A 26850-nucleotide genomic window follows, 5' to 3' on the forward strand; every position below is an offset into this window, starting at 1 on the left:
TTTATCCTGCCAATACCCATGTGTCTTTGACCCCGCCCCCTTGGGAGGAGTTCACGACCAGCGACCCTTCGGTCAGGGCGACGCGCGTCAGGCCGCCGGGGACCAGTTCAATCCGTTCGCCCACAAGGCAATAGGGGCGCAAATCGACGTGGCGGGGCGCGATGCCCTGTTCGACGAATGTGGGCGTGGTGGACAAAGCAAGGGTGGGTTGCGCGATGTAATTATGCGGTTTGGCCTTGATGCGCAGCGCAAATTCCGCGATTTCGGTCGCCGTGCATTTGGGGCCAACCAACATGCCGTAACCGCCCGAACCATGCACCTCTTTGACCACCAAATCCTTTAGGTTTTCAAGGACATACTTGCAATCATCGGTCTTTGCGCATTGCCATGTCGGCACGTTGTTCAGGATGGGTTCCTCGCCCAAATAAAAGCGGATCATTTCGGGGACAAAGGTGTAAACCGCCTTATCATCGGCCACGCCTGCGCCGGGGGCCGAGCAAATGGCAACGCCGCCAGACCGGTACACATCCATCAAACCGGGGACGCCCAGCATACTGTCGGGGCGGAAGCACAACGGGTCGATATAGGCATCATCCAAACGGCGGTAGATCACATCGACGCGGCGCGGCCCTTCGGTCGTGCGCATATAGACGTATTCCCCTTCGACAAACAAATCTTGGCCCTCCACCAACTCTACGCCCATCAGATCGGCGAGGAAGCTGTGCTCGTAGTAGGCGGAATTGAAATGGCCGGGGGTCAGGATGACAATGGTGGGTTCGCCGTTACATTTGGTGGGCGCGACAGAGGCCAGCGTGCGGCGCAAAAGGTCGGGGTAGACATCGACCGGTTCAATCCGGTTGTCGCGGAAAAGCTGGGGGAACATCCGCATCATAATCTCGCGGTTTTCCAACATGTAGGAGACGCCGGACGGGGTGCGGCAATTATCCTCTAGCACGAAAAAGTCTTCGGGGCCGGTGCGGACCAGATCGACGCCAACGATATGAGAATACACGCCTTTTGGCGGCAAGATGCCCACGACTTCTTTTTCATAAGCGTCATTTTGATAGACGAGTTTGGCGGGAATGCGGCCTGCGCGCACAATTTCACCGCGCCCATACACATCGGCCAAAAAGGCGTTCAAGGCACGCGCCCGCTGTTTTACGCCGCGTTCCAGTTTAGACCATTCAAGGGCAGAAAACACGCGGGGGAACATATCGAACGGGATCAGGCGGTCGGGGTCGCCACCTTCGCCATAGACGGCAAAAGTGATGCCGATGCGGCGAAACAGGGCCTCTGCCTCGGCCTGTTTCATTTGGCGCAATTCGGCGGGCATGTTGCGCATCCAATCGTCCAGTTGCGCATAAGGCAGGCGCACCTCACCGCCTTCATACATTTCGTTAAAATACTGGGTCATATGGGGTTTTCCTGTCGCGCGGGGCGTCTGATGCGCCCGATTAAGGATATGTTACGCAGAGGGCGGGCCAGATAGAAAGCCCCGCGCGCGGATTCTGACGGATTTTGGGGGAAATGCCTTGAATTTGGGCAATGCGGCGGCGCACAGGGTTGCACCTGTGGGGGGCGCGGCCCTAAGTATGGGGAAATGAATTGGAAGGGTTTTCGCCATGACGCTGAATGATCGCCGCCCCGTGTTTGATGCCAATGCGCAAGGCGCTGGTGGGTTGGGAAAACTGCCCGATTGGGATTTGACCGACCTGTACCCAAGCCCCGATGCGCCCGAATTTGCGCGCGATATGGCGTGGCTGGAAAGCGAATGTGCCGCATTTGCCGCCAAGTATGAAGGCAAGCTCGCGGATTTGGACGCGGGCGCGATGCTGGCCTGCGTGCAAGCCTATGAGGCGATTGACGTGATCGCGGGGCGCGTGATGTCCTATGCGGGCTTGCGGTATTACCAAAACACGATGGACAGTGAGCGGGCCAAGTTTATGGCCGATGCACAGGACCGCATTACCACTTTCACCACGCCATTGGTGTTCTTCACGCTTGAATTCAACCGGTTGGAGGAGGCGCATCTGTCGGGCTTGCTGGCGGCCAATAGCGATTTGGCACGGTACAAGCCGGTGTTTGACCGCTTGCGCGCGATGCGCCCGCACCAGTTGTCTGATGAAATGGAGCGATTTTTGCACGACCAATCCACCGTGGGGTCCGCCGCGTGGAACCGCTTGTTTGATGAAACCATGGCGGGGTTGATGTTTGAGGTCGCGGGGGAGGAGGAGGCGCTGAACCTTGAGGCCACGCTGAACCTGTTGACCGACAGCGACCGCACGAAACGCGAGGCGGCGGCGCGGGCGTTGGCTGTGGTGTTTGACAAGCATATCAAGCTGTTTTCGCGCGTTCACAACACGTTGGCCAAGGAAAAAGAGGTTGAGGATCGCTGGCGCAAGATGCCCAGCCCGCAATCAGCCCGCCATTTGGCCAACCATGTGGAGCCGGAGGTGGTGGAGGCGCTGCGCAATGCAGTTGTCGCCGCCTATCCGAAACTGTCGCACCGCTATTACCGCCTGAAGGCGAAATGGATGGGGCTGGAGACGTTGCAAGTTTGGGACCGCAACGCGCCGCTGCCCACCGATGCGCCACGGCTGGTGGATTGGGAGGAGGCGCGGGCGACCGTGACCGACGCCTATGCCGCGTTTTCGCCCGAGATGGCCAAGCTGGCGGAGCCGTTTTTCACCAAAGGTTGGATTGATGCGGGTGTGAAACCGGGCAAAGCACCCGGCGCCTTTGCGCACCCAACGGTGACGACCGTACACCCCTATGTGATGCTGAATTATATGGGAAAACCGCGCGATGTCATGACCTTGGCGCATGAATTGGGGCATGGTGTGCATCAGGTTTTGGCGGCGGGTCAGGGGGAGTTGTTGTCGTCGACCCCGCTGACGCTGGCCGAAACGGCGAGTGTGTTTGGCGAAATGTTGACCTTCCGCAAGCTGTTGGACGGGGCCAAAACGCAAAGCGAGCGTAAGACCCTGCTGGCGGGCAAGGTGGAGGATATGATCAACACCGTTGTGCGCCAGATCGCGTTTTATGACTTTGAGTGCAAGCTGCACGCCGCGCGGCGCGAGGGGGAGTTGACGCCAGACGATATCAACGCGCTGTGGATGTCGGTGCAGGCGCAATCGCTTGGCGATGCGTTTGACTTTATGGACGGGTATGAGACGTTTTGGGCTTATGTGCCGCATTTTGTCCATTCGCCGTTTTACGTTTACGCCTATGCCTTTGGCGATGGGTTGGTGAACGCGCTCTATGCCGCATATGAAAGCGGTTTGCCGGGGTTTGAAGAAAAGTATTTTGACATGCTGAAGGCGGGCGGATCAAAGCACCATAAGGAACTGCTTGCGCCATTTGGGCTGGACGCCAGCGATCCTGCGTTTTGGGACAAAGGGTTGGACATGATTTCCGGCTTTATCGACGAGCTGGAAGCGATGGAGGCGTAAGGCCATGCCGCTGCGCAGTTTTGTGATTATTGGACAGGCGCGCAGCGGTACCACCTATCTGCAAACGATGCTGGATTCACACCCGCACATCCATTGCCGGGGGGAGTTGTTTGACCCGTGGCAAATTGATGATGCGGGGCGCAAAACTAAGGATTTTGACGCGATTGTGGCGCGCGATGCCAATCCTTGCGATTTTATGGACCGGATGCTGGCGGGCGAAGGGATGCAGCGCGCGGCAAAAGGGGTGCAGGTGATCGGGGCCAAAATTCTGTTTCAACACAGCCCCGACCTGATGGCGCAGTATATTCCGATGCGCCCTGCCCTGCGCATTATCCATGTGGTGCGCCACAATAAGCTGGCGCAATTCGCATCATCGGCGCAAGTGGCGAAAACCAAGGTTTGGACCGCGACCAGCCAACCTGCGCCAGCGCCTTTGATCAACGCGGCCCCGCAATGGGTATCGGCGGAATGTAACCGCCTGCAAAACCAAGATTTTTTATTGACTCATTGGCTCGGCTCCATCGCCAATCCGGTGTTGACGCTGACCTATCAAGACTTGTTTCGGGATGCGGCCTTGCAGGCGGCGCTGGATTTTTTGGGGGTGACGGCCACGCAAAAGCTTAACTCCGCTTTAATAAAACAAGGGCAGCGGCGGATTATGGACCGATTTGCCAACCCCGGGCCGATTGCCGCCTATTTTGCGACGACCGGGCGCGCGGATTGGTTGGAGGATGAGCTAGCCGGCGGCAGTTAGAGGGCCAGTTTGGGAAGCAGACGCTATATCAAAGCCTGTTGCGGCGACCTTTGCCAAAAAGTCATCGACCAAACTGTCACGGCCCGCGCTGAGGCAGTTTTGCATGAAATACCAATGCAAAAACGCATCATGCGGCCAATCGGTGCTGATGGCGAGATCCACGGCCGCATCCATGCCACCGGGATCTGTGACCGTGACGGCGGCATGGTGAAAATCGGATTTGCCGCATAAAATGACGGGGACGTTGTGTAACATCGCCTCGATGCCCACGGCGGAGTTGATGGTGACGCAGGCGGCGGCGCGGGACAGGATGTCGTGGATATTGGCATCGACCACACGCACCCGGGCGTCGCGCGCGGCGATTCGGTTCAAAAACCGCTTGGTCGCGGCATCATCATCCAAAGGATGCGGTTTGATGACGATGGGGTGCGGATCGGGGCGGGCCAGCACCGCCTTGACCATTTGGCGCAGATCAAGATGGCTAGTTTCCATCACATCGCGGTTCCCTTCGGCCTGTAGAAAGATTGCAATGCAATCTGCCGGAATGACCGTGAGCCGGGTGGGTTGGGGATAGCGTGACATGCGCGCCACCACCCAGCGTTTGCGCAAGCGGTTGGCAAAGTTGCGCGCCGTGGTGATATCCACCTCATTATAATCAAAGGGTTTTTCAGCAATCGACGACAGCGCGCGGATGCCCCAAGCATCCAAATTCCAGAACGGATAAACATAGGCGATGCCCGTGTTCAACACGCGGGGGTGGCGCGCGGTGCCATGGTCCACGATGTGAAAACGGTCGCTGGCGGCAACCTGCGCCAGCACGCTGTCACGGTTGTGTGGCACCAGATCCACCACATGGCCGCGCGCCGCCAGCCCATCGGCCAGCTTTTTGTAATAGGGTTTAAGGTCGGATAAATCCGCCAAAACCGACCCCGGAAGATGGAACACAAAACCTGTCACGAGAGGGAGATCACCTTTGCCTGTTCAAACACTTGATCGATCATAGCGGACGTTCCTTGCGTAAACTCTAACGGGCATGGGTAAGCGGTGCCATTTCGCACGGTTTGGCCAAAATTTTCGACTTGGACAACGTATTGATTGACCCCCGGCCAGCGTTCGGTGGTGATGGTGAGGCCTGTGTGCAGTTCCAACTGCGCCTGACCAAACACGCCCGCGTTAAAGGGGGCAGTCAGGCGGATCACCCCTTTGTCGCCGTGAAACGTCATTTCCTGGCGGTTGTGCAGCCGCATGGAGGTGATCGCGGAATAGGTAAAACGGCCCAACGGCCCGGCCATGATGCCCGTAACTTGCGCCCAAACATCAACGCCATTTTCTTGGCGCATCACAGCGTTCAGGGCGTGTGGCTCGGCCCCGGTGACAAAGCGGGTGGAGCCGTAAGTGTAGACGCCAATATCATAAATTCCGCCGCCGCCTGTGGCCGGGTTGTTGCGGATATTGCCGGGGTCGCTGCGGTTGTCATAGGTGAACACGCCGTCGACATGGGTCAATTGGCCAATCGCGCCCGATTGCACCAGATGCTGCGCGCGCTGCCATTGCGGGTGGTGGACGATCATAAACGCCTCGGCCGCAAGCAACCCCGTGGCATCGCGGGCCTTGAGGATGGGGGCGATATCCGCAGCCGTGAGGCTGATGGGTTTTTCGGTCAACACATGTTTGCCCGCCGCCAGTGATTTCAGCGTCCATTCGACATGCAGGTGGTTTGGCAGGGGAATGTAGACCGCGTCGATGCTGGGATCGGCCAAGAGTGCGTCATAGCTGGCATGGATTTTCAAGCCGGAATTGATCGCGGCAAAAGGGGCGGCGCGGGCGGGATCAGAGGTGGCGAGGGCGGCCAGTTCGGCATTATGGGCGGCGTGAATGGCGGGGGCCATATGTTCGCGGGCGAATTTGGCGGCACCAAGGATGCCCCAGCGGATGGGTTTGGTCATGATCGGTCCTTTTGCGTTTGCATTTGCGCCAGCCTAGCGCGCGACGTTGCATTGGGAAAGTGCGGCGTGACGTTGCGTCATTGAACGATGTTCAAGAATAGAATTGACGGAATGCAAATTTTGAACGATGTTCACTGAACAGAGTTCACACAAATGGAGATCACAATGTACATTCCCTTTCTTTGCGCCACAGCACTGGTGATTGGCGGGGCTGCGGCCCCTGCCCTTGCGGGTGGCAGCGCCCAACATTCCGCAGCAGCGGTGGACCATTCGGCCCAAGCGGCGGGCCACAGTGCAGCGGCGGTTGCCAGCGGTGTGGCGACGGTTTTGGCGGTGCCGCTGTTGGTGACAGGCGGCGCGTTGATGATCACGGGGGCAGCGCTGGCGGATGTGTCGCGGCCCGTTTCGGCCCCTAAAACGGCACGCCGGGTGGCACCCAATGCCGCACCGCATTTGGATTGAGGGAGGATTTGCCATGTATCGTTTGATTATTGCCGCTGTGTTGTCGCTATGTTTGGTGCTGCCCGCCGATGCTGGCAGTTCGGAAGCGGGCGCGCCGCAATTGCCCGCAGCCGAGGTGGCCGCATTTGCCAACCGCGTGCAACAAGACCTAGCCGCGCGCGGCGCGCGGGTGGCCATTGTGTCGCGGATGGGCCGTGACCCGCGCGTGATGCCAAAAGGCGTGCGCTATACCCATGTCAGTTTTTGGGTCTTTTCGCAGATAACGGATGCAAATGGGCGCAAGGGCACGGAATACCGCGCTTATAACCTGTACCAAATCGGGGCGAACGGCACGCGCAGCCATTTGGTGCAAGACAGCCCGGCGGATTTCTTTGCAGGCGCGTATAACTTTGATGCGGGGGTGATTATTCCGGATGCGCGGTTGCAGGCGAAATTGCTGAAGGTGATTGCCAGCCCGACCTATGCCAAGCTGCACAACCCACGCTATTCTGTGTTGGCGAACCCGAACACCACGCAGTTTCAAAACTGCACGGAACATACGTTGGATGTGCTGATGGCGGCGGTTTATGGCACGTCAGATATTGCGCAGATCAAAGCCAACACGGCGGCACATTTCACGCCACAAGTGATTGCGGTGGGCGGGGTAAAGCGGGCGCTGGCGGGGGCCACATCAGCGGCGTTGACCACGGTGGACCACGGCGCGCAGGTGGAAACCGCCACGTTTGAAAGCATCGCGCGGTTTATGAAGGCCAATGATTTGGCCGCGCGGGTGTACCGGGTGACGCCGGATGCGGTTTACAAGTTTTAAGCTGTCAGTGACGCAAAAACGGCCCCCGGTTTGGGGGCCGTTTTCATGCGTTGGGGTTAGGCGCCATGTTAGGCAGGGATTGCCATGCCTTTGGCGCGCGCAAGGTCCCGCATTTTGTCTTGCAGCTTTTCAAATGCGCGCACTTCGATCTGGCGAATGCGTTCGCGCGACACGCCATAGCTTTCGGACAGCTCCTCTAGCGTGACGGGCACATCGGCGAGGCGGCGTTGGACCAAGATATCTTTTTCGCGGTCGTTCAGCACGGTCATCGCCTGCACCATCATTTCGCGGCGCGTGTCCAACTCGTCTTTTTCGGCGTAATCATTGGCTTGGTCGCTGTCCTCATCTTCCAGCCAATCTTGCCATTGGGTCGCCCCTTCGCCATCCGACCCGACCGTTGCGTTCAAAGACGCATCGCCGCCCGACAAACGGCGGTTCATGGAGATCACTTCCGCCTCGGTCACGTTCAGGTCTTTTGCAATTTGGGCGACGTTTTCGGGGCGCAGATCGCCTTCCTCCAGCGCGCCGAGTTTTGCTTTGGCCTTACGAAGGTTGAAAAACAGCTTTTTTTGCGCCGAAGTGGTGCCGAGTTTGACCAGCGACCACGACCGCAGGATGTATTCCTGAATAGAGGCGCGGATCCACCACATCGCATAGGTCGCAAGGCGAAAGCCCTTTTCGGGGTCGAACCGTTTGACGGCCTGCATCAAGCCCACGTTCGCCTCAGATATCACCTCGGCTTGCGGCAGGCCGTAGCCGCGGTAACCCATGGCGATTTTGGCAGCCAAACGCAGGTGCGAGGTGACCATTTTATGCGCCGCCGGGCTGTCTTGGTGATCGACCCAGCGTTTGGCGAGCATATACTCCTCCTCCGGCTCCAACAGCGGAAACTTGCGAATTTCCTGCATGTAGCGGTTCAGGCCCTGTTCGGGGCTGGGGGCTGGCAGGTTTGCATACGTACTCATAATATCCTCCGTCCCGCTTTCGGTCTGTTGCCGCGCCGGGGAGTGGCGTTATTGTTCAGGAATTCGGGCACACCCCCTGTTGTGGCGGGTTGCCCATTTACCTTCCTTTAACGAAAGATGCGCCTTGTTCCGTCGGAGTTAAAGATTTGTGTCGGCCAGATCACGGACATGTCAGATATCGTGCCCCAAAGCGGTTAACAAATCACGCATATCGGGCGGCAAATCGCTGGAAAATTCCAGCGCATCGCCCGTCACGGGATGCGTGAAACCAAGCGTCGCCGCGTGCAGCGCTTGGCGCGGAAAAGCGGCAACGGCGGCCACAGCGGGGGCACCCAGTGCCTTTTCGCTGACTTTGCGCCGGCGGCCATAGGTGGGGTCGCCGATCAAGCCGTGGCCTGCATGGGCCATGTGGACGCGGATTTGGTGCGTGCGCCCGGTTTCCAGCCAACATTCCACCAATGCCGCCACGGGGGGCAGACCGAATGTGGCCAGCGTGCGCGCGCGGGTCACGGCGTGGCGGCCCACCCCGTTGAAAAACACCGCTTGGCGTTGGCGGTCGGTTTTGTGGCGGGCAAGGTTTGTGGCGATGCGCAAAATATTTCCCGGCTCAAAGCTCGCCCCTTCAATCCCGCGCAGGCGGGGGTCGGCGGCATCCGGCGCGCCGTTGACGATGGCAAGGTAGCGGCGGTTGACGGTGTGCGCCTCAAACTGCGCGGCCAAACCATGATGGGCGCGATCAGATTTGGCGACGACCAGCAAGCCGCTGGTTTCCTTGTCAATGCGGTGCACGATGCCGGGGCGTTTTTCGCCGCCCACCCCCGACAGGCTGCCGCCGAAATGATAGAGCAGCGCGTTGACCAGCGTGCCCGTCCACGATCCCGGCGCGGGATGCACAACCATGCCCACGGGTTTGTCGATCACGATCAAATCGGCATCTTCCCACAGCACGGTCAGCGGAATATCCTCGGCCACGGTGTCCACCTCGCCCACCGCCTCCACCGTTAGGGTATAGGTTTGGCCTTCCTCCACCCGCGCTTTGGGGTTGGTGATGGGGGTGCCGTCAAGCGCCACTAGCCCATCCGCGATCATCTTCATCAAGCGCGAGCGTGACAGGGACGCATCCACTGGCACATCGCGCACAAGCGCTTTATCAAGGCGGTCTGGGGGGTCTTCGCCAATTGTGACGAGGAGGGCGGGGCCCATTTGCGCGATGGGATTGGAAGGATTGACCATGGAACAGGCTCCGGCACCGGAAGGGCTTCCGCCCAGCCTTAGGTTTCTAAAAGGGTTGGTGACTGTGCTGACACTCACCATGATTGTGGGGGTAATAACGGTGGTTGGCGTACTTGTCACCCGTATGCCGCAATCCTTTGCATCGGCACCTGTTGGACCGACCTTGCCAGCGGCGATTGTGCTGCCCGAGGGCGCGCGCGCGCAGGCGGTGACATTTGGCGCGGGATGGGTGGCGGTGGTGACACAGAATGACCGGATTTTGATCTATTCCACTGCGGGCGCGTTGCGGCAGGAAGTGACTTTACTTCCCCAATGATTGCGGGGTCTAGTATGAAAAGCCAATCTGCGCACCCCCAAGGATACCACCCAGCATGTCGCATCCGGCCGATTCCCCCCGCAACGCGCGCGCCAGCGACCTGCAAGCAGAAGGGGCCAATAAATGGGGCAGCGCCCCTGAGGACCCGGTGATCGAGGAGATTAAGCGGCAGCGCGATTTGCTGGTGCATGAAGCGTGGGGGCGGTTGCCCTTGACCCTGCTGGCCGTGATGATGACGACGATTTACCTGCCGGTTTGGGTGGCGGCCACCTGTGCGGCGCTGAACGTCGCGGCCGAGTGTGGGGCCATGCGCTACATGCGCGGGCTGGTGCCGCACCGCCACCCCCGCAGGTACAATTTCGTGGTGTTTTGCAGTGTCGCGTTGGAGTTTTTCTATGTCCTGCCTGCCGTGCTGGTTTGGCAATTGGATGCCAATTACGCCAAGGCGTTTGCGATGGGGATGCTGTGCATCACCTTGGTGCAAATGATTGCCGTGCGCACCATACACATGCGCTTTGGCTCTGCTACGCTGCTGGGGGCGGGCCTGCCGGCGGTGGTGGGCAACACGGTGTTTTGGGTCCAGATTGATGGGTATTGGGGGCTGCTGTCTTCCTCTCTCGCGCTGTTGGGTGGGATGGCGTATACGCTGCTGGCGATGCAATCGAGCAACCACATGCACCAAAGGGCCGCGCGCGATCGGGCGGTGGCCTTGGACAGTGCCAAGGCGAAAAGCCGGTTCTTGGCGCAGATGAGCCATGAATTGCGCACGCCGTTGAACGCGATTTTGGGCATGGGCCACGCGGAATTGCGCCGCAGCACAGATACGTTGGCGCAAAACCGGCTGTCGGTGCTGATCGCATCGGCCGAAGGGCTGTCGACGATTTTGGACGATATTCTGGATATGTCTGCGATTGAGGCGGGGCGGTTGCCGATCCGGCCCCAAGCGGTGAGCCCCAGCGCGGAAATTGCGGCGACGCTGGCGCTGTTTTTGCCCGGTGTTACGGCGGCCGGGCTGACGTTGCATCAAGATATTGATGCGGCGCTGGACCCGGTGTGGATGGTGGACCCGCAGCGGTTGCAGCAATGCCTGTCAAACCTGCTGTCGAACGCGCTGAAAAACACCTTGCGCGGCGGAATCCATGTCAGCGCGCGCACGGAAGCCGAGGCAGGAAAAGGGGATGCCGACACACTGTTGGTGGTGACGGTCAGCGACACGGGGCAAGGCATACCTTTTCATTTTCACCGCACGTTGTTTGAACCGTTTGTGCAGGCCCGCACACCGCGCGCGGGCACTGAAAGCAATGGGTTGGGCCTGTCCATCAGCCGCACGATGGCGCGCCAGATGGGTGGGGATTTGACCATCGCCCCCAATGCGCCCGACCAATCGGGGGCGCGGTTTATTTTGTCGCTTGGGCTGGGGGTGGCCCCTATGGACAGCGTGGACAGTGTGGACGGGCCCAAACCCCTTGGCACAGCGCCGCGTTTGCCGGAATTGGACACCGCGGGGCTGACGGTGTTGGTGGTCGATGATATCGCCACCAACCGGCTTGTCGCATCGACCTATTTGCGGATGCTGGGGGCGGTGATGATTGAGGCGGCAAGCGGGGCCGAAGCGTTGGAGGTTTTGGGCCAGACGCGGCCCGATTTGGTCCTGTTGGATATGAACATGCCTGCGATGAACGGATTAGAAACATTGGCAAAAATTCGCGCTTTGCCGGATGGGGCTGGGCAGTTGCCCGTGATCGCCATGACCGCCGATGCCATGTCAGAGCATCGGGCGTTTTATCTGTCCAGCGGGGTGGATGGGTATTTGGCCAAACCGATAAACCCAGCCCGGATTGAGGCGGAAATTCACGCCGTGTTGGGGGCTGCGCGCAGCGTGTAAGCGGGTCTGTTCGCGGATTACAACTGGCAGGCCAGCGCGCGGGCCATATTGGCCTTTGAATAGGGCGCAAGGGTGCGGGTGGTGATGCGGCCACCCTGCCAAGCCGCCGCAATAATTTGGGACCAATCGGCATTGGCAAGAATCATCGCTGCCTGCCCATCGCAACTGCGATAGCCGCCCGCGATGGTGCTGTCGCCGATGCGGTGGTTGGTGAGGCCCGTCGCGCGGGCGCGTTCGGTCAATGTGCCACCCCGATATTGCACGACCACCAATTCGCGGGCCAGATGCGGGCGGTCGACATAGGCCACCTCGGGCAACCCATCGCCGTCCAGATCACCGATGCCCAAAGGGGCAAGCCAGCGGTGGGTTTGACCAATGAAATCGGTGGCGGTGACGCGGCCATTCATATCATAAACCGCCAGTGATGCGCCGCGCGCGATGTCGGTTTCGACCACCAACACCTCGGCCATACCATCGCCGTCAAGGTCGGCGACGCGGGCGGTGATATCTTCAAACACCCGCGCGGGCGGCAGGGTCACGGTGACCGTGCGCCCTGCCCCGGTGATTTGCATCCCGCCCCATTCCAGCGCATCGCCCAGCACGGCATGATCATAGCGATCGGTGCTTTGCGTCAGTTTGGCGCTGGTCACATCTGCTGTCGCAGGTGCCGCGAGACACAGGACCGCAGCCGCCACCACCGCCAAACGCATCAGATTTGTTTTTGCGGCATTTGCACGCGCAAACCGTCCAGCGCATCGGACACTTTCAACTGGCAGGTCAGGCGCGACCGCACCGCATCGGGTTCATAAGCGAAATCGAGCATGTCGGTTTCCATCCCGTCTTTGGCGGGCAAACGGTCCACCCATGCGGGATCAACGTAAACATGGCAGGTGGAACACGCGCAGGCCCCGCCGCAATCCGCCTCAATCCCCGGGATGCCGTTGTCGCGCGCGCCTTCCATCACGGTCAGGCCGTTCTTGACGTCGACAACATGCTCTTTTCCGCCAAATTCCACATAGGTAATCTTTGCCATATCGGTCCCTTTTTTCGGTTTATGCGCAGTATTACAGCCTTTGGGAATGATTTAAGCCAAGTCGCGGGGTTTTGCCAGACCAACCGGGTGCAGATTGCGTGGATTGATGGCGAAAGGGCAACGCCGCATCGGCGTTCGGCGCGGCGGCGCTTTTCATCGCGGGGTGGCGCGGGTATGAAGGACCACCTGACACCGCCAACCAAAGCAGCCCCCTATGCCCCGCACCGCCCTTTGCTTGATTTTGGCGCTGGCCCTGATGGGGTGCCAAGCGGGCCTGCCGCCCCGCGATGGGCCGGGCAGTTTGGCGCGCGAATTGGTGACCAAAACCGGGCCAACCCCACCCAGCGCAGGCGAGGATACCTGCTGGGCCGATGATGTGACGCCTGCCATTATCGAAACGGTGACAGAACAGGTTTTGGTGCAAGCCGAAGTTTTGGACGCGGGCGGTTTGGTGACAACGCCCGCGATCTTTGAAACCAGATCGTCGCAGCGCATTGTCCAAGATCGCCGCGACGTGTGGTTTCGCACGCCTTGCAACGCGGTCTTGACCGTTGATTTTGTGGGCAGTTTGCAGCGGGCACTGAAAGCGCGCGGCGTGTACACCGGGCCCCTGACCGGGCAATTGGACCCGCTGACCCGCCGCGCCATCCGCCAATACCAAGAGCCGCTGGGCATCGACAGCGAACGCCTGTCGCTGGCCGCCGCGCGCAGCCTTGGCATCGCAGCGGGGGAATTTGCGTTTTGATAGGGCAAGCCGATTACCGCGCGGCAATTGCGGCCCATTGGGCCGACACGACCGATGGCGCGCATGATTTGGGCCATTTGGACCGCGTCTGGGCCAATGCCCAAGAGATTGCGCGCGAGGTGGGCGCGGGGGATTTGGACGTGCTGCTGCCCGCCGCCTATTTCCATGATGCGGTGAATTTGCCCAAAAACCACCCCGACCGGGTGCGCGCGTCCGTGGCATCGGCAGATTGGGCGGTGACGTGGTTGGTCGCACACGGGTTTGCCGCGGCGAAACTGGACGCCGTGGCACATGCGATTGCCGCGCACAGCTTTTCTGCGGGCATCACACCCTTGACGGTTGAAGCAGAGATTTTGCAAGACGCCGACCGATTGGAGGCGTTGGGCGCGATTGGGATTGCGCGGATGTTCCATGTGGGGGGGGCTATGGGCGGATTGCTGTTTGACGAAAGCGACCCGCTGGCGTTGGAGCGCCCCTTGGATGACAAGCGGTTTTCGCTGGACCATTTGGAGGTGAAACTGTTTCCGATTGCGCAGACCATGCGCACGGCGGTGGGGCGCGAAATGGCGCTGGCGCGGGTGGAATGGATGCGGTCATTTCGGTCGCGGTTGCTGCGCGAAATCACATAAAAACGGGCGGCAGGTTGCCCCGCCGCCCGATTCTGCCGCCCGTTTTATTGCCCTTGATAGGGGCTTAGTTTTCGATGCCCAGCGCCACAAAGCGCGGGTCGCCTGCACGGCGCACCAACAACAGCAAGGACTTGCGGCCAGCACTTGTCGCCTCGGCCACGCGGTCTTGCAAGTCTTTGACCCGCATGACCTTTTGCTGTCCAGCTTCGGTGATCACATCGCCCACGCGCAGGCCTTTGGCGAACGCCTCGGACGCTTCATCGACGGCCAGCACGGCCAGCCCTTCGGTGCCATCGGGCAAGCCCAGTTCCTTGGCAATTTCAGGCGTCAAGGGCTGGATGGTCAGGCCCAAAACATCGGCGCTGGGAACATCGGCGGGGGCTGTGGCCACGGCGGGCACAGGTTCGCCTTCGGCGGTTTCGCGGCGGCCAAGGGTGACCGACAGCGTTTCGGTTTTGCCGTCCCGCAGCACAATCACGCGCACCGCCTCACCCACCGGCGCATCGGCCACGCGGCGGACCAATTCGCGGGTGTCGGCCACATCGGCCCCGTCAAACGAGGTGATGACATCGCCCGACATCATGCCCGCATCCTTGGCCGGACCGTCCGGCACATCGGTGATCAACGCGCCTTTGGCGGAGGCAAGGCTCATCGCTTCGGCCACGTCTGGGGTCACGTCTTGGATGCGCACACCCAACCAACCCCGGCGCGTTTCGCCAAATTCCTTAAGCTGTTCCACGACCTTGGTCACGACATTAGAGGCCATTGAGAACCCGATGCCGATGGAACCACCCGTGGGCGACAAAATGGCGGTGTTCACGCCAATCACTTGGCCGTCCATGTTGAACAAGGGACCGCCCGAATTGCCCCGGTTGATCGCCGCATCGGTTTGCAGATAATCATCATAAGTGCCCGACAGCGCACGACCGCGGGCGGAAATGATGCCCGCGCTGACCGAAAACCCTTGACCCAAGGGGTTGCCCATCGCGATCACCCAATCGCCCACGCGCATCAAATCCGAATTGCCAAACGGCACGAAAGGCAACGGGGTGTCGCTTTCCACCTTCAACAGCGCGATGTCGGTTTTGGGGTCGGTGCCAATTAATTTCGCGGACAGTTTTTTGCCCGAGAAAAATTCAATCTCAATCTCATCCGCTTTGTCGATGACGTGGTTGTTGGTGACGATGAACCCATCCTCGGAAATCACGAACCCCGATCCCAGCGCCTCGGAGCGGCGGGGCGTGTTGCCGCCGTTGCCGTTGCGGTCCAGAAATTCCTTGAAAAAATCCTCAAAAGGGGAGCCTTCGGGAACTTGGGGGGTGCCACCTGTGCTGGCCGCCACGGTGGTGGAGGTGGTGATATTGACCACAGACGGGCTGATGGTTTGCGCAAGGTCGGCAAAGCTGTCGGGCGCGCGGGCGTTTGCCGCGATGGCCTGACCCAAGACGAGGGCCGCGCCCAGCACAAGCACGGTTAGCCCGCGCATCAAAACGGTGGTTTGCGGGCCGGTGTTTTGCGGCAAGGCCACAGCCCGGGTGGTTGATTTGCTTTTCGAATACACTCGAAACTCCTTTTCATGTGTTTCGCAACCCCGCAGCGTAATCTTTGTGACCAGCGCGGCAGCCGTTCAGATATCTTGTACCTAGTCACGTCCAAGCGCAATTCAAACCATATGTCGGCGCTTCAACAGGATGTGAACGGGTTGGGCGACGGGACTGGGGCAAGCCTTGGGCAAAAAAAAGACCCCCGGCGCGCTGCTGCGGGCCGGGGGTCTGGGGTCTGGGTTGGTTTATGGTGCAGCGGGTGGTTGATCGCTGCGCAGATATTCAAAGAATTGGCTATCTGGCTGCATCACGATCGACGAATTGCTGCCTTGCAACGCGCGCTGGTAGCTGGTCAGCGAACGGGTGAAGGCAAAGAATTCGGGGTCGCGGCCAAACGCCTCGGCATAGATGCCGTTGCGGGTGGCGTCTGCTTCGCCTCGGATCACCTCGGATTCCTTACGCGCTTGCGATGTCAATTCGACCACGGTCCGATCCGCCGATGCGCGCACACGCTGTGCGGCCTCGTTACCACGCGCGACTTCGTCTGCCGCCTCACGTTCACGTTCTGCGCGCATCCGCGCATAGGTGGCCGCAAGGTTTTGTTCGGGCAAATCGGTGCGTGTCAAACGCACGTCAACCACATCCACCCCAAGGCTGAGGGCCTGACGACGGGCCTGATCGCGGATCAGGTTCATCAGGCTGGTCCGGTCTTCGGACAGCACGCGCTGCGATGGAACGGCACCCAGAACTTCCCGAATGGCGGCGTTCAAAATCCGTTCAATCCGGGCTTGGGCGGCGCGCACCCCTTCGGTGCCAACCGATTCCCGGAAAGCAACCAGATCGACGATGCGCCAACGGGCGAACGCATCGACCACAAGGCGGCGATCATCCAACGGGGTGACTTCCAACGGTTGGGTGAGCAGGCCAAGGATACGGCCATCATAGCGGACCACGTTTTGGATCAGCGGGACCTTGAACCCGATACCCGGTTCCTCTTTCACCGCTTTGACCTGACCAAATTGCAGGACAAGCACTTTTTCACGTTCATCCACGATAAAGATCGAGGACAGGATACCCGCGACCACAAGGGCCACGGCGGGCAGGATCATTGCAGATTTATTCATCAGTTGTTCCCCCCGGTGGTGGTTGCGCCTGGACGCAGCACATCAAGTGGCAGGTATGGCACGATGCCTTGGCCCCCCGATTCGCCGCCCACGCCATCAAGGATAACCTTGTTCATACCGCCCAAAACACCTTCCATGGTTTCCAGATACATCCGGCGGCGGGTCACTTCCGGCGCTTTGATATATTCCTCATAGACGGACAGGAAGCGGCTCGCCTCACCCTGTGCGTCGTTCACCACGCTTGCTCGGTAGCCTTCGGCCTCTTCGGTCAAACGGGCGGATTCGCCGCGCGCAGCAGCGGTGACACGGTTGGCATAGGCGTCTGCCTCTTTCTCCAAGCGGTCACGTTCTTGCTGGGCTGCTTGCACTTCGCGGAAGCTGTCGATGACTTCGCGCGGTGGGTCGGCCTTATCAAAGTTGACACGGACCACGTTGATGCCCGCCGCATAGCTGTCCAGCGTGCCTTGAACGGCGGCGCGCAGATCAGATGCGATCAAACCGCGGTCGCGGTTCAAGACCGGCGCCAATTCGGACCGTGCGATGATGTCGCGCATCGCTGATTCCGCCACAGCGCGCAAAGTGCCGGGAGGGTCGCCGAGGTTGAACAGGAAGTTTGCAGGGTCCGACACGTTCCACACAATCTGGAATTCAATATCGACGATGTTTTGGTCGCGCGTCAACATCAACCCTGTGTCCATCGCACCATCACGGCCCGTGCCGATGTCGGTTTGACGTTCGCCAGTCACCTGCACGATTTCGGCCGTCACAAACGGCCAAGGCGCAAAGTTCAAGCCCGGACTGCCCATCGACGAAAATTTACCCAAAAACAGCTCAACAGAGCGTTCTTCGGGTTTCACTGAATAAAACGACGCGAAGGCCCACAGGCCCAGCGCCACGACGCCGCCCAGCGCAAACCCTTGCTTGGTGAACAAAGGCCCTGCCCCACCGCCACCGCCCGGCCCGCCGCCTTGGCGGTTGCCATTGCCGCCACGACCGCCCATCAGGACGCGCAGCTGTTCCTGGCCCTTTTTCATGATCTGTTCGATTTCGGGGATCTGTGGCCCGCCATTGCCGGGACGCCGACCGCCGTTGGGGCGCTGTTCATCGCCCCCTTTGCCGTTTTCATCATCGCCTTTGTTACCGCCACCGCCGCCCCAAGGGCCTCCGCTTCCTGCCATGTTCATTCCCTATCTTCTTACGTTATGTCTAAACTGGTGGTTTTCACCAGAAATTCAAGTTCACCCCGTGCGAACAGGGCTGCGCATTGTCACCAATTCTTCGGCCATCGTTGGATGGACCGCTATTGTGGCGTCGAATTGTTCCTTTGTGGCCCCCATTGTTATGGCAATGGCAGCCATTTGAATCATTTCACCAGCACCGGGCGCGACAATATGACAGCCCAGAATTTTACGGCTGGCCTGCGATACGATCAATTTCATCAACACGCGGTCGGACTGGCCCGCAAAGGCCGATTGCATGGGGCGAAAGGCGGTGGCGTAGACTTCGATCGGTTCTTGGTCGCGCGCGGCCTCCTCGGACAAGCCAATCGTGCCGATTTCGGGCTGGGTGAACACGGCGCTGGCAAACAGGCTGTGATCGACGCTGCGGCGCTGACCGCCAAAAATAGTATCGGCAAAAGCATGGCCTTCGCGGATTGCCACCGGCGTTAGGTTGATGCGGTCGGTCACATCGCCCACGGCGAAAATCGATGGCACGCCTGTCTGGCTGTAGCCATCGACGATAATTTCGGCGCTGCGGCCCAGTTTAACGCCCAAATCCTCCAGCCCCAGCCCTTTGGAATTGGGGGTGCGGCCCGTGGCGTATAGCACGGCGTCAAAGATGCGATCAGACCCGTCTGTGGCCACCGCCTTGATGCCATCACTGGTGTGTTCCAGCCGCATCACATCGGTGCCGCAATGAATATCCACGCCGTTTTCGCGCATGGATTGCGCCACATGGCCCCGCGCCTCATCATCAAAGCCGCGCAGGATTTGTGCGCCACGGTAATATTGCGCCACCTTGCAGCCCAACCCATTCAGGATGCAGGCAAATTCAGACGCGATATAGCCGCCCCCAACGACCAAAACGCGGGCCGGCAGTGCTGCCATCTGAAAAATCTCATTCGAGGTGATCGCCAAGTCGCGGCCCGGAATATCGGGCACAAAGGGCGCACCGCCTGTCGCAATCAGAATGTGTTTGGCGCTGTGCGTGCTGCCATCGGCCAGCCGCACGGTGTGGGGGTCCACCACCACGGCGCGGCTGTCAAATATGGTGACCCCTGCCCCGGTCAGCCCGCCGCGATAAGCGTTTTCAAGGCGCGTCAGCTCCGCCTCCAGCTTGGTGCGAAAGGCGGTCCAATCAAACCCGCCGATGGTGGCGTCCCAGCCATAGCTGCGCGCCTGTTCCACCATGCCGGGGTATTCCGACGCATAAACCATCAATTTTTTGGGCACGCAACCACGGATCACGCAGGTGCCGCCCATCCGAAACTCCTCGGCCAGCGCCACTTTTGCGCCGTGGGTGCCCGATGATGTGCGGGCCGCGCGCACGCCGCCCGAACCGCCCCCAATGACGAAGAGATCGTAGTCGAATGCGGTCATGCGCATGCCCCTGTTATTTCAGAAATCACTCGCCCATATCCGCAAAGATGTTGTCGGAGGGGACGAAATCAACGCGGTCGTCTTGCACATCCCCTGTGTTGATATCGCGCACCACAACCCGCCCATCGCCGTGGCCGATGATCACGATGTCGCAGATATCAATGAACAAACCGTTTTCCACCACACCCGGAATTTGGTTCAACACCATCGCCAATTGGCGCGGGTTGCCGATGCGTTTGAGGTGAAGATCGACGATATAATTGCCTTCATCCGTGATCAGGGCCGCATCACCGTTCATGCGCAAGCTGCAATCACGGTTCAGCACATCCATGCTGACCAACAGCTCCTCGATCAACGCTTTGGAGGTTTGCCAACCAAAAGGGATCACCTCTACCGGCAAGGGAAACGCGCCGAGTTGGGTGACGGATTTGGCGGCATCCGTGATCACGATCATCTGGTCGCTGGCGGTGGCCACGATTTTTTCTTGCAACAAGGCCGCACCGCCGCCTTTGATCAGGTTCAATTCGGTGTCAAATTCATCCGCACCGTCGATGGTCAAATCCAGCCAGCGCGCCTCATCCAGACTGGTGATCGGGATGCCAAGGCTGCGCGCCAGTTCCGCCGTGCGGCTGGAGGTGGGCACGCCGGTGACGCGCAACCCCTCTTCGCGGATACGTTCGGCCAAACAGCGCACCATCCACGCGGCGGTGGAGCCTGTGCCAAGCCCCAGCTTCATACCGTTTTCGACAAAATCGACCGCACGCTTGGCGGCCACAAATTTGGCTTTGTCGATGGGGGAAAGCTCTGCGGCCATGTCATCCTCATTTCTGGTTGCACGTCGCTTATAGGGGACGTGGGCGCGCGGCGCGAGGGGGCAATTGGGCAAATCGGCCCGACAAAGGCCCGATAAAGGCCCGATAAAGGCCAGACAAGAGTCAGACAAGGGCGGGGCACGGGCGAGTTAGGGGCGGGGCAATGCCGCGATATGGCTTGGAATGTCGTTTTTGGTTGGGGGTTTTGGGCGCGCGCGCTTATGATTGATCGCAACGCGGGCCGGTGCCGCCAATGGAAAGTGACCTTATGTTTTTGTCTGTCCTTGATATGTTCAAAGTGGGCATTGGCCCGTCATCATCGCACACGATGGGGCCGATGGTGGCCGGGGCACAGTTTTTGGACAAGCTGCGTGTCAGCCCGTTTCACGCGCACGGCCTAAAGGCAACGCTGCACGGCAGTTTGGCCTTTACGGGCGTGGGCCATGCGACCGACCGCGCCACCATTTTGGGGCTGGCGGGATTTGTGCCGCAAACCTATGACGCGGCGCGCGCCGATGCGGTTTTGGCCGCGATCAAAGCGACCAAGACGATTGACGCGCCGGACTTGGGGGTGTTGCAATTCGACCCATCGGCAGATTTGCTATTTGATTACGGGCCAAACCTGCCCGGCCACGCGAATGGCATGGTGATCCGCGCGACCGATGCCCAAGGCGATGTGATTATGTCCGAGACGTATTATTCCATCGGGGGCGGTTTTGTTTTGACCGCCGATGAACTGGCAGCGGCGGCAGATACCAAAGGCAAAACCAAATCAGACGTGCCGTTTCCGTTTCAAAACGGGGCCGAAATGATGGCAATGGCCAATGCGGCGGGCCTAAGCATTGCGCAGATGAAACGGCAAAACGAATTGCGCCACCGCAGCGCGCAGGACTTGGACAGCAGCGTAGCGCGCGTGTGGGAGGTGATGAATGACTGCATCAACCGCGGCATGGTGGGGTCCGGGATTTTGCCGGGCGGGTTGAAAGTGCGCAGGCGGGCCAAGGGCATCCACGACCAGTTGATGGCCGAACGCGGGCTGAACATGACAGCGCCGCACACGATCAACGATTGGATGTCGCTATATGCAATGGCCGTGAATGAGGAAAACGCGGCGGGCGGCCAAGTGGTGACCGCGCCGACCAATGGGGCGGCGGGCGTGGTGCCTGCAGTGCTGCGCTATTACCTTGATCATGTGCCGGGGGCGACTGCGTCAAAAATCGGGGATTTTTTGCTGACGGCGGCGGCGATTGGCGGTCTGTGCAAGCATAACGCCAGCATTTCGGGTGCGGAATGTGGGTGCCAAGCCGAAGTCGGATCAGCGGCGGCGATGGCGGCGGCGGGTCTTGCCGCCGTGTTGGGCGGCACGGTAGAGCAGGTGGAAAATGCGGCCGAAATCGCGCTGGAACATCATCTGGGCATGACCTGCGACCCTGTGATGGGGTTGGTGCAAGTGCCCTGTATTGAACGCAACGGGTTGGGGGCGATCAAGGCGGTGTCGGCGGCGTCACTGGCGCTGCGCGGGGACGGGGTGCATTTGGTCAGTCTGGATGCTTGCATTGAAACGATGCGCCAGACGGGCCAAGATATGCATGAAAAGTATAAAGAAACATCGCTGGGCGGGTTGGCGGTAAACGTGCCAAACTGCTGATGTATCAGGCAAAAATGCCGGGCCGCATCAAGTGGCCTGCCCCTGCCACCGCGTGATAAAGTTCGATTTCTGCAAGATTTTGTTCTTGGAACCGCGCCAACGCATCCTTTGACAAGGTGTAATCGGCCTCCACTCCTTTGGGGGTTTTGTTGCGTTGAGGCAGGGTTAGCGTGGTGCCCATGCGCCGCGAAAAAAACGCCTCCAACACATTTAGCTGCGCATAGTCAAACACATGGTCCACGCGCGCCGACCGGCCATTCCAACCCACAAAGCGGTCTTGGCGGCCAACATTGCTCATTTCCGGGTTTATGCCGTCCAGATAAGCGCAAATGAAGGTTTCAAAGCTGATGCCATGGGTGCTGGCGGGCAGCCCCTTTACCTTGGCGCGGCGGCGGTAACGATACCAGCTTTGCATCCGTTCCAACGGGTCGCGCACCACCACCACGGTTTGCGGCGTTATGCCAAACCCTGCGGCCAAATGCGGCGCATGATTGCGCAAAAAACCGTCATAGCCGATGTGGCGCGCCGCCCGGTCCGATGCGGGCAGCGTATAGGGGGCCAGCATGGCGCGCAGTGCCAAGGACCCAGTCTTTGGCATTTCCAGCACCACAAGTTTTTGCATCCCCAAGATCAGCACGGCCCATTCCCCTTTTCACAGCCCCCACAAAACTCCAAGCGCGCGCGCAGTGCAAGGGGCAAGGCCGTGCCGTTTTTGGGCGATCACGCGGTGATTTTTGGCAGGACGCCGCACAGGGGCGCGGATACGACTGACTGGTATGGCACATATCACCACCCACCCGCCCCACGCGGACCGAATTTTGGCAGGCGTCGGCCTGATGTTGGCGTTTTGCGTGCTGGCCCCTTTGCTGGATGTCGCTTCAAAACTTGCGGCGGCAACGATTCCGGTGGGGCAAATTGTGGTGGCACGGTTCGTGGTACAGGCGGTGTTGATGCTACCTTTTGTGCTGGCGATGCGGCTGGATTGGCGAATGTCCCCGCGCATCTTTGGCCTGTTGATGGCGCGCGCGGTGTGTTTGATGCTGGCCACCTATTGCTTTGTCGCCGCGGTCGCCGTGATGCCGATCGCCGATGCGCTGGCGATTGTGTTTGTCGAACCGTTTATCCTGCTAATTCTTGGCAGTTTTCTGTTTGGCGATGAGGTGGGGCCACGCCGGATTGCCGCATCCACCGTTGGGTTTTTGGGTGCGCTGCTGGTCATACAGCCGTCGATTGCGGCGTTCGGCTGGGTCGCGCTGTTTCCTTTGGGCACGGCGTTCACCTTTGCGGGCTATATGCTGATCACGCGGGCGATGTCGCGCGCGATGCATCCGGTCGCGATGCAATTGCACACGGCATTGGCGGGATCGGCGATTTGCCTGCCGTTGATGTGGGCGTTTGATGGGTCGGGCATCAAGGAATTAGATGCAGTGATGCCTGCGGGCATCGAATGGCTGTGGCTGTTTGGCGTGGGGTTTTGGGCGGCCTGCAGCCATATGTGTATGACCTATGCGCTGAAATTCGCACCGTCCGCCACGCTGGCACCGCTGCATTACGCAGAACTGATTTCGGCGGTCGTGTTGGGATATCTGATCTTTGATGACTTTCCCAATCCCATGACATGGGCGGGCATTGCGATCATCACCGGGTCAGGCCTTTACATCATTTACCGCGAACAGGTGAGCGCGCGCGCCCGCGTCACCCCGCCCACGCCCGCGCGCTGATCCGGGCGTCAAGCGCTGTGCGCAAACGCGCGCGCGGCACGATGACCAACATTCCCGGCGCGTCAAAATCCAAGGTCACCACGCCGTTTGCCCGGTTCGACGTGCCCCCCCGCCCCATCGGCGCAAAATCAATCCCGTCGATGGACCACTGCAAGCCTGTGCTGCGCCCGGTGGTTGGGGCAAAGGGAAACAGGCTGAACCGATCACCGGGGCGCATCTGCAAGGTGATATGTTGCGGCGCGGCAAAGATCACATCGTCACGCCCGATCAACAGACACGGGGTAAGATAGCGGCGCGACAGCACGGCCAATGCCGCCAGTTCATGGTCCACCCGCCCCCCCAGCAGGCCAAGACCCAGCACGAATGGCGCCCGAATATGGCGCAGCGCCTTGTCAAAATCAGTGCTGTCTTGTTCCGCGATGGGGTGGATCACATCGGCCAGCGCCGCGTGCCCCGCCACAGACAGGCTGTCCATATCGCCAATCACCGCCGCCGGGCGCACCCCGCAGGCCAGCGCCCGGTCCCCGCCCCCATCCGCCGCCACAACGCAAGGCGCAAGGGCGCGCGCCGCCGCCACATCGCGGGCCAAAACCGAGCCGCCTGCAATCAACGTGACCCCCGTTTGGGATTCGACAATTGGGTGTTTCATCGCGATACTGTATCCAAATTAAGGCACAATCTTGCGGGTTGAACACAAACAATCCTTCAAATTACCCCTATATGTCCACGGAATTGAACATTCTTTGCCGCCATATGGGGCATAGATTTGGTAACAAAGGGCGAGCATCCAATGACCGGGGCGAGCAAAATTCTGACGGTTTCTTACGGCACATTCTCTTGCACATTGGAGGGCTTTGACGAGCCTTTCAACACGATGAAGGCAATTGCCGAGTATTTCCGCGATTTGGCGGCCGAAGACCGCTATTTTGGGGCCGAACCACCCACACCCGACACCGCGATGCTGCATCAAATCGCTGAACGCGAAATGAAGCGGCGGGTGGAGGCCAAAGTGTCCGCCAATGGCGTGATCTTGCGCGCCACCGATTCGGAGCGGGTCGATGCCCCAGCACCTCGGATTTTGACCGCGCCAAATGTGACGGTGAACAGCCCCGTTGCGCGGCCAAAGGGGGAGGCCGCCCCAAAACCTGAACAGATGTTTGAAGATCAGCACGCGGCAGGACAAAATGCGGGGCAATCTGCACCGCAATCCTTGATCGGCACCCCGCCTGTGCAAGGCGTATCTGACAGCGTGGCCGAAAAGCTGGCGCGCATCCGCAACGCGATGGTCGACAGCCGCGCCGCAGGCGACACCACGCGTGCCCCGGCGACCATCACCACAAGCAGTGCTGCGGCTGCGGCTGCGGCAAAAGCCGAAGCAGAGGCCCATGCAGCCCGCGCAAAAGTAGCGGCTGAACAAGCAGCGGAGCAAACGCGTGCAAAGGAAGCGGCGGAAGCAGCTGAAAAGGCGGCGGCGCAAGCGCGTGCAAAGGAAGCGGAGCAAGCAGCTGAACAAGCGGCGGCGCAAGCGCGTGCAAAGGAAGCGGAGCAAGCAGCAGAACAAGCGGCGGCGCAAGCGCGTGCAAAGGAAGCGGCGGAAGCGGCTGAAAAGGTGGCAGCGCAAGCGGCGGAAAAATCAGCGCAGGATGATGCGATGATCGCCGCATTGGCGGGGTCGTTTGACGATGAAACCGTGGCGGTTGATGGCCGGTTTGACGATGAAACCGACGATACGGTCACACCATTGGACAGCATGACCGATGGCGACGACAGCCTGATGGCCTCGCTTGCCAATGCGATGGCCGCATCGACAGCGCCAGAAGCCACGGTCGCTTTGGTCACAAAGCCCGAAAACGATGTGGCAGATGATCTGGCCAATGACCTTACAGATGATTTGGCGGATGAGTTTGATGGCGACGATATGTCCCCCCTGCCCCCCAAGGCAGAGACCGGGCTGGGCGTGATCACCCCCGATGCTGATTTTTATTCTGCGCCCAATGCTGTAACAGAACCCTTGCCAGCGGCGGCGGCTGACGTGCCGCAAACAGCAGATTTGCAAACACCCGATACGCAAGCACCAACCGAAAACCCAACCGTGCAGCGGGCACGGGCGCGTGTGATCAAAATTCGGCGCGCCCCTATGGACGCCGTAACAGCCCCCGCAGCCAGCGGATTGTCGGCAGAGGCCGAAGCAGACCTGATGCGCGAATTGGAAGCGTTGCAAGGCGATGCCACCATCGACGCCCCAACACCCCAAACGCCAACAGCCGAAACGCCCGATGACGCCAATGACAGCGCGGGGCAAGTGCGCCCGCAGCGCCCCGTTTCCCCACGCCGCCGCGCCAGCGATATGGCAGGTGCGGAAGATGATGCATCGGTCAAACGCCTGTTGGATCAAACAAATACCGAATTGCAAGGCACGGAAAACCGCCGCCGCCTGTCTGCGATTTCCCATCTGAAAGCCGCCGTGGCCGCAACAGTTGCCGACCGCGAGGCCGGCGGCGACAATGGCCCGACCGAAGAAATGCGGATGAACCCGTATCGCAATGATCTGGAACGTGTGGTGCGTCCGCGCCCCGCAGCCGAACTTGTTGCCCCGATGGCGGCCGCCCCCGAACGGACCAGCCCTTTGATGCTGGTGTCCGAACAGCGCATCGACACGCCCCGCGTCAAACCCACCGAGGCCCCGAACCATATCACCCCGGTGCGTCCGCGCCGTGTGGTGGCAGGCAGCCTTGCCGCCGATTTGGCGGTGCCGCAAAACACCGATGCCGAGGTTGATCTGGACGCCGCCTTGGATGGCAGCGATCAGCGCAATATCTTTGGCGCCTCCACCAGCTTTGCCGACTATGCCGAACGGCTGGGTGCGGAATCGCTGGCCGATTTGCTGGAAGCGGCAGCCGCCTATTCCGCTAATGTCGAAGGCCATGCGGACGTGTCGCGCCCCCAAATGGTAAGCCATGTGTTGACCGTGCAGCCCGAATTGGAAAACGACCGCGAACAGATGTTGGCCAGCTTTGGCACGTTGCTGCGCGATGGCCGGATTGAAAAGGTCCGCCGTGGGTATTTCGTGCTAAGCGAATCCTCGCCCATCATGGGCGAAGTGCGCAAGGCCGCTAAGGGCTGATCCGCCCCCCCCAACTACGAAAAAGGCCGGGATAAACCCCCGGCCTTTT

25 protein-coding genes are annotated in these 26850 nt (G+C 60.1%); 11 read left to right on the plus strand and 14 right to left on the minus strand.

Going from position 1 to position 26850, the window contains the following annotated elements; genetic code table 11:
• Position 1 precedes the first annotated feature (1 nt).
• Positions 2-1414 (minus strand): circularly permuted type 2 ATP-grasp protein, encoded by a 1413-nt coding sequence (locus tag BMY36_RS09095; protein ID WP_050520897.1) that lies wholly within the window; start codon positions 1412-1414, stop codon positions 2-4.
• A gap of 208 nt (positions 1415-1622) precedes the next feature.
• Between BMY36_RS09095 and BMY36_RS09100 the strand changes: the two genes are divergently transcribed.
• Positions 1623-3452, plus strand: coding sequence for a M3 family oligoendopeptidase (locus tag BMY36_RS09100; protein WP_050520898.1), 1830 nt, complete (start codon positions 1623-1625; stop codon positions 3450-3452).
• A 4-nt stretch (positions 3453-3456) separates the two neighbouring features.
• Entirely contained in the window at positions 3457-4206 is a 750-nt protein-coding gene (locus BMY36_RS09105; protein ID WP_050520899.1) for a sulfotransferase family protein, read from the plus strand.
• On the opposite strand, the gene BMY36_RS09110 is transcribed toward BMY36_RS09105, so the two are convergent.
• Positions 4189-5151, minus strand: coding sequence for a capsular polysaccharide export protein, LipB/KpsS family (locus tag BMY36_RS09110; RefSeq protein WP_139193991.1), 963 nt, complete (start codon positions 5149-5151; stop codon positions 4189-4191). The genes BMY36_RS09105 and BMY36_RS09110 overlap by 18 nt on opposite strands.
• 8 nt (positions 5152-5159) lie before the next feature.
• Positions 5160-6152 carry a Gfo/Idh/MocA family protein gene (locus BMY36_RS09115; RefSeq protein ID WP_050520901.1) on the minus strand — a complete coding sequence of 331 codons (993 nt, stop codon included), beginning with the start codon at positions 6150-6152 and terminating at the stop codon, positions 5160-5162.
• Positions 6153-6317: 165 nt separating this feature from the next.
• Between BMY36_RS09115 and BMY36_RS09120 the strand changes: the two genes are divergently transcribed.
• On the plus strand, positions 6318-6614 hold the full coding sequence (locus BMY36_RS09120; RefSeq protein ID WP_139193992.1) for a hypothetical protein: 297 nt from the start codon (positions 6318-6320) through the stop codon (positions 6612-6614).
• A gap of 13 nt (positions 6615-6627) precedes the next feature.
• Positions 6628-7422 carry a DUF2145 domain-containing protein gene (locus tag BMY36_RS09125; RefSeq protein ID WP_050520909.1) on the plus strand — a complete coding sequence of 265 codons (795 nt, stop codon included), beginning with the start codon at positions 6628-6630 and terminating at the stop codon, positions 7420-7422.
• A 68-nt stretch (positions 7423-7490) separates the two neighbouring features.
• Here BMY36_RS09125 and rpoH read toward each other — a convergent pair whose 3' ends face one another.
• Positions 7491-8387, minus strand: a complete 897-nt coding sequence (gene rpoH / locus BMY36_RS09130) for an RNA polymerase sigma factor RpoH (RefSeq protein ID WP_050520910.1) — start codon at positions 8385-8387, stop codon at positions 7491-7493.
• A 171-nt stretch (positions 8388-8558) separates the two neighbouring features.
• Positions 8559-9620, minus strand: a complete 1062-nt coding sequence (locus tag BMY36_RS09135) for an RluA family pseudouridine synthase (protein ID WP_414811692.1) — start codon at positions 9618-9620, stop codon at positions 8559-8561.
• Here BMY36_RS09135 and BMY36_RS09140 point away from each other — a divergent pair.
• Together BMY36_RS09140 and BMY36_RS09145 are read left to right on the plus strand one after the other, a co-directional pair.
• Positions 9619-9936, plus strand: a complete 318-nt coding sequence (locus tag BMY36_RS09140; protein WP_050520929.1) for a DUF6476 family protein — start codon at positions 9619-9621, stop codon at positions 9934-9936. The genes BMY36_RS09135 and BMY36_RS09140 overlap by 2 nt on opposite strands.
• A 55-nt stretch (positions 9937-9991) precedes the next feature.
• Positions 9992-11821: a response regulator gene (locus BMY36_RS09145; RefSeq protein ID WP_050520912.1), complete on the plus strand. Its 1830-nt coding sequence runs from the start codon at positions 9992-9994 to the stop codon at positions 11819-11821.
• Between the two features lie 17 nt (positions 11822-11838).
• Here the strand turns inward: BMY36_RS09145 and BMY36_RS09150 are convergent, their stop codons facing one another.
• Both BMY36_RS09150 and BMY36_RS09155 read right to left on the minus strand, forming a co-directional pair.
• The gene (locus tag BMY36_RS09150) at positions 11839-12531 is read right to left on the minus strand and encodes an FG-GAP repeat domain-containing protein (protein ID WP_050520913.1); all 693 of its coding nucleotides are present in this window, start codon (positions 12529-12531) and stop codon (positions 11839-11841) included.
• The gene (locus BMY36_RS09155) at positions 12531-12854 is read right to left on the minus strand and encodes a 2Fe-2S iron-sulfur cluster-binding protein (RefSeq protein ID WP_050520914.1); all 324 of its coding nucleotides are present in this window, start codon (positions 12852-12854) and stop codon (positions 12531-12533) included. The genes BMY36_RS09150 and BMY36_RS09155 overlap by 1 nt, the downstream gene beginning before the upstream one ends.
• 214 nt (positions 12855-13068) lie before the next feature.
• Between BMY36_RS09155 and BMY36_RS09160 the strand changes: the two genes are divergently transcribed.
• Both BMY36_RS09160 and BMY36_RS09165 read left to right on the plus strand, forming a co-directional pair.
• Positions 13069-13599 (plus strand): peptidoglycan-binding domain-containing protein, encoded by a 531-nt coding sequence (locus BMY36_RS09160; RefSeq protein ID WP_074818655.1) that lies wholly within the window; start codon positions 13069-13071, stop codon positions 13597-13599.
• Complete coding sequence (locus BMY36_RS09165; protein ID WP_050520915.1) at positions 13596-14228, plus strand: HD domain-containing protein; 633 nt, start codon at positions 13596-13598, stop codon at positions 14226-14228. The genes BMY36_RS09160 and BMY36_RS09165 overlap by 4 nt, the downstream gene beginning before the upstream one ends.
• Positions 14229-14292: 64 nt before the next feature.
• Here the strand turns inward: BMY36_RS09165 and BMY36_RS09170 are convergent, their stop codons facing one another.
• From BMY36_RS09170 to rpiA, 5 genes are all read right to left on the minus strand, one after another.
• Positions 14293-15714 carry a Do family serine endopeptidase gene (locus BMY36_RS09170; protein WP_050520931.1) on the minus strand — a complete coding sequence of 474 codons (1422 nt, stop codon included), beginning with the start codon at positions 15712-15714 and terminating at the stop codon, positions 14293-14295.
• 303 nt (positions 15715-16017) lie between these two features.
• Complete coding sequence (hflC, locus tag BMY36_RS09175) at positions 16018-16896, minus strand: protease modulator HflC (RefSeq protein WP_050520916.1); 879 nt, start codon at positions 16894-16896, stop codon at positions 16018-16020.
• The gene (gene hflK, locus BMY36_RS09180) at positions 16896-18074 is read right to left on the minus strand and encodes an FtsH protease activity modulator HflK (RefSeq protein ID WP_050520932.1); all 1179 of its coding nucleotides are present in this window, start codon (positions 18072-18074) and stop codon (positions 16896-16898) included. Before hflK ends, hflC begins: the two co-directional genes overlap by 1 nt.
• 60 nt (positions 18075-18134) lie before the next feature.
• A complete protein-coding gene (gor, locus tag BMY36_RS09185; protein WP_050520933.1) occupies positions 18135-19496 on the minus strand; it encodes a glutathione-disulfide reductase in 1362 nt (453 codons plus the stop codon).
• Between the two features lie 25 nt (positions 19497-19521).
• On the minus strand, positions 19522-20310 hold the full coding sequence (gene rpiA, locus BMY36_RS09190; protein WP_050520917.1) for a ribose-5-phosphate isomerase RpiA: 789 nt from the start codon (positions 20308-20310) through the stop codon (positions 19522-19524).
• Positions 20311-20576: 266 nt separating this feature from the next.
• Here rpiA and BMY36_RS09195 point away from each other — a divergent pair, with 266 nt between their 5' ends.
• Positions 20577-21956, plus strand: a complete 1380-nt coding sequence (locus tag BMY36_RS09195) for an L-serine ammonia-lyase (protein WP_050520934.1) — start codon at positions 20577-20579, stop codon at positions 21954-21956.
• A gap of 4 nt (positions 21957-21960) precedes the next feature.
• Here the strand turns inward: BMY36_RS09195 and BMY36_RS09200 are convergent, their stop codons facing one another.
• Positions 21961-22593, minus strand: coding sequence for a sulfotransferase family 2 domain-containing protein (locus tag BMY36_RS09200; RefSeq protein ID WP_050520918.1), 633 nt, complete (start codon positions 22591-22593; stop codon positions 21961-21963).
• A 139-nt stretch (positions 22594-22732) separates the two neighbouring features.
• Here BMY36_RS09200 and BMY36_RS09205 point away from each other — a divergent pair, with 139 nt between their 5' ends.
• Complete coding sequence (locus tag BMY36_RS09205) at positions 22733-23677, plus strand: DMT family transporter (protein ID WP_050520919.1); 945 nt, start codon at positions 22733-22735, stop codon at positions 23675-23677.
• On the opposite strand, the gene BMY36_RS09210 is transcribed toward BMY36_RS09205, so the two are convergent.
• Complete coding sequence (locus BMY36_RS09210) at positions 23652-24326, minus strand: thiamine diphosphokinase (protein ID WP_050520920.1); 675 nt, start codon at positions 24324-24326, stop codon at positions 23652-23654. The genes BMY36_RS09205 and BMY36_RS09210 overlap by 26 nt on opposite strands.
• Positions 24327-24467: 141 nt before the next feature.
• Between BMY36_RS09210 and BMY36_RS09215 the strand changes: the two genes are divergently transcribed.
• Positions 24468-26801, plus strand: a complete 2334-nt coding sequence (locus BMY36_RS09215; protein ID WP_050520921.1) for a hypothetical protein — start codon at positions 24468-24470, stop codon at positions 26799-26801.
• Positions 26802-26850 lie beyond the last annotated feature (49 nt).

This window comes from Pseudorhodobacter antarcticus, assembly GCF_900110135.1.
Classification (GTDB): Bacteria; Pseudomonadota; Alphaproteobacteria; order Rhodobacterales; family Rhodobacteraceae; genus Pseudorhodobacter; species Pseudorhodobacter antarcticus.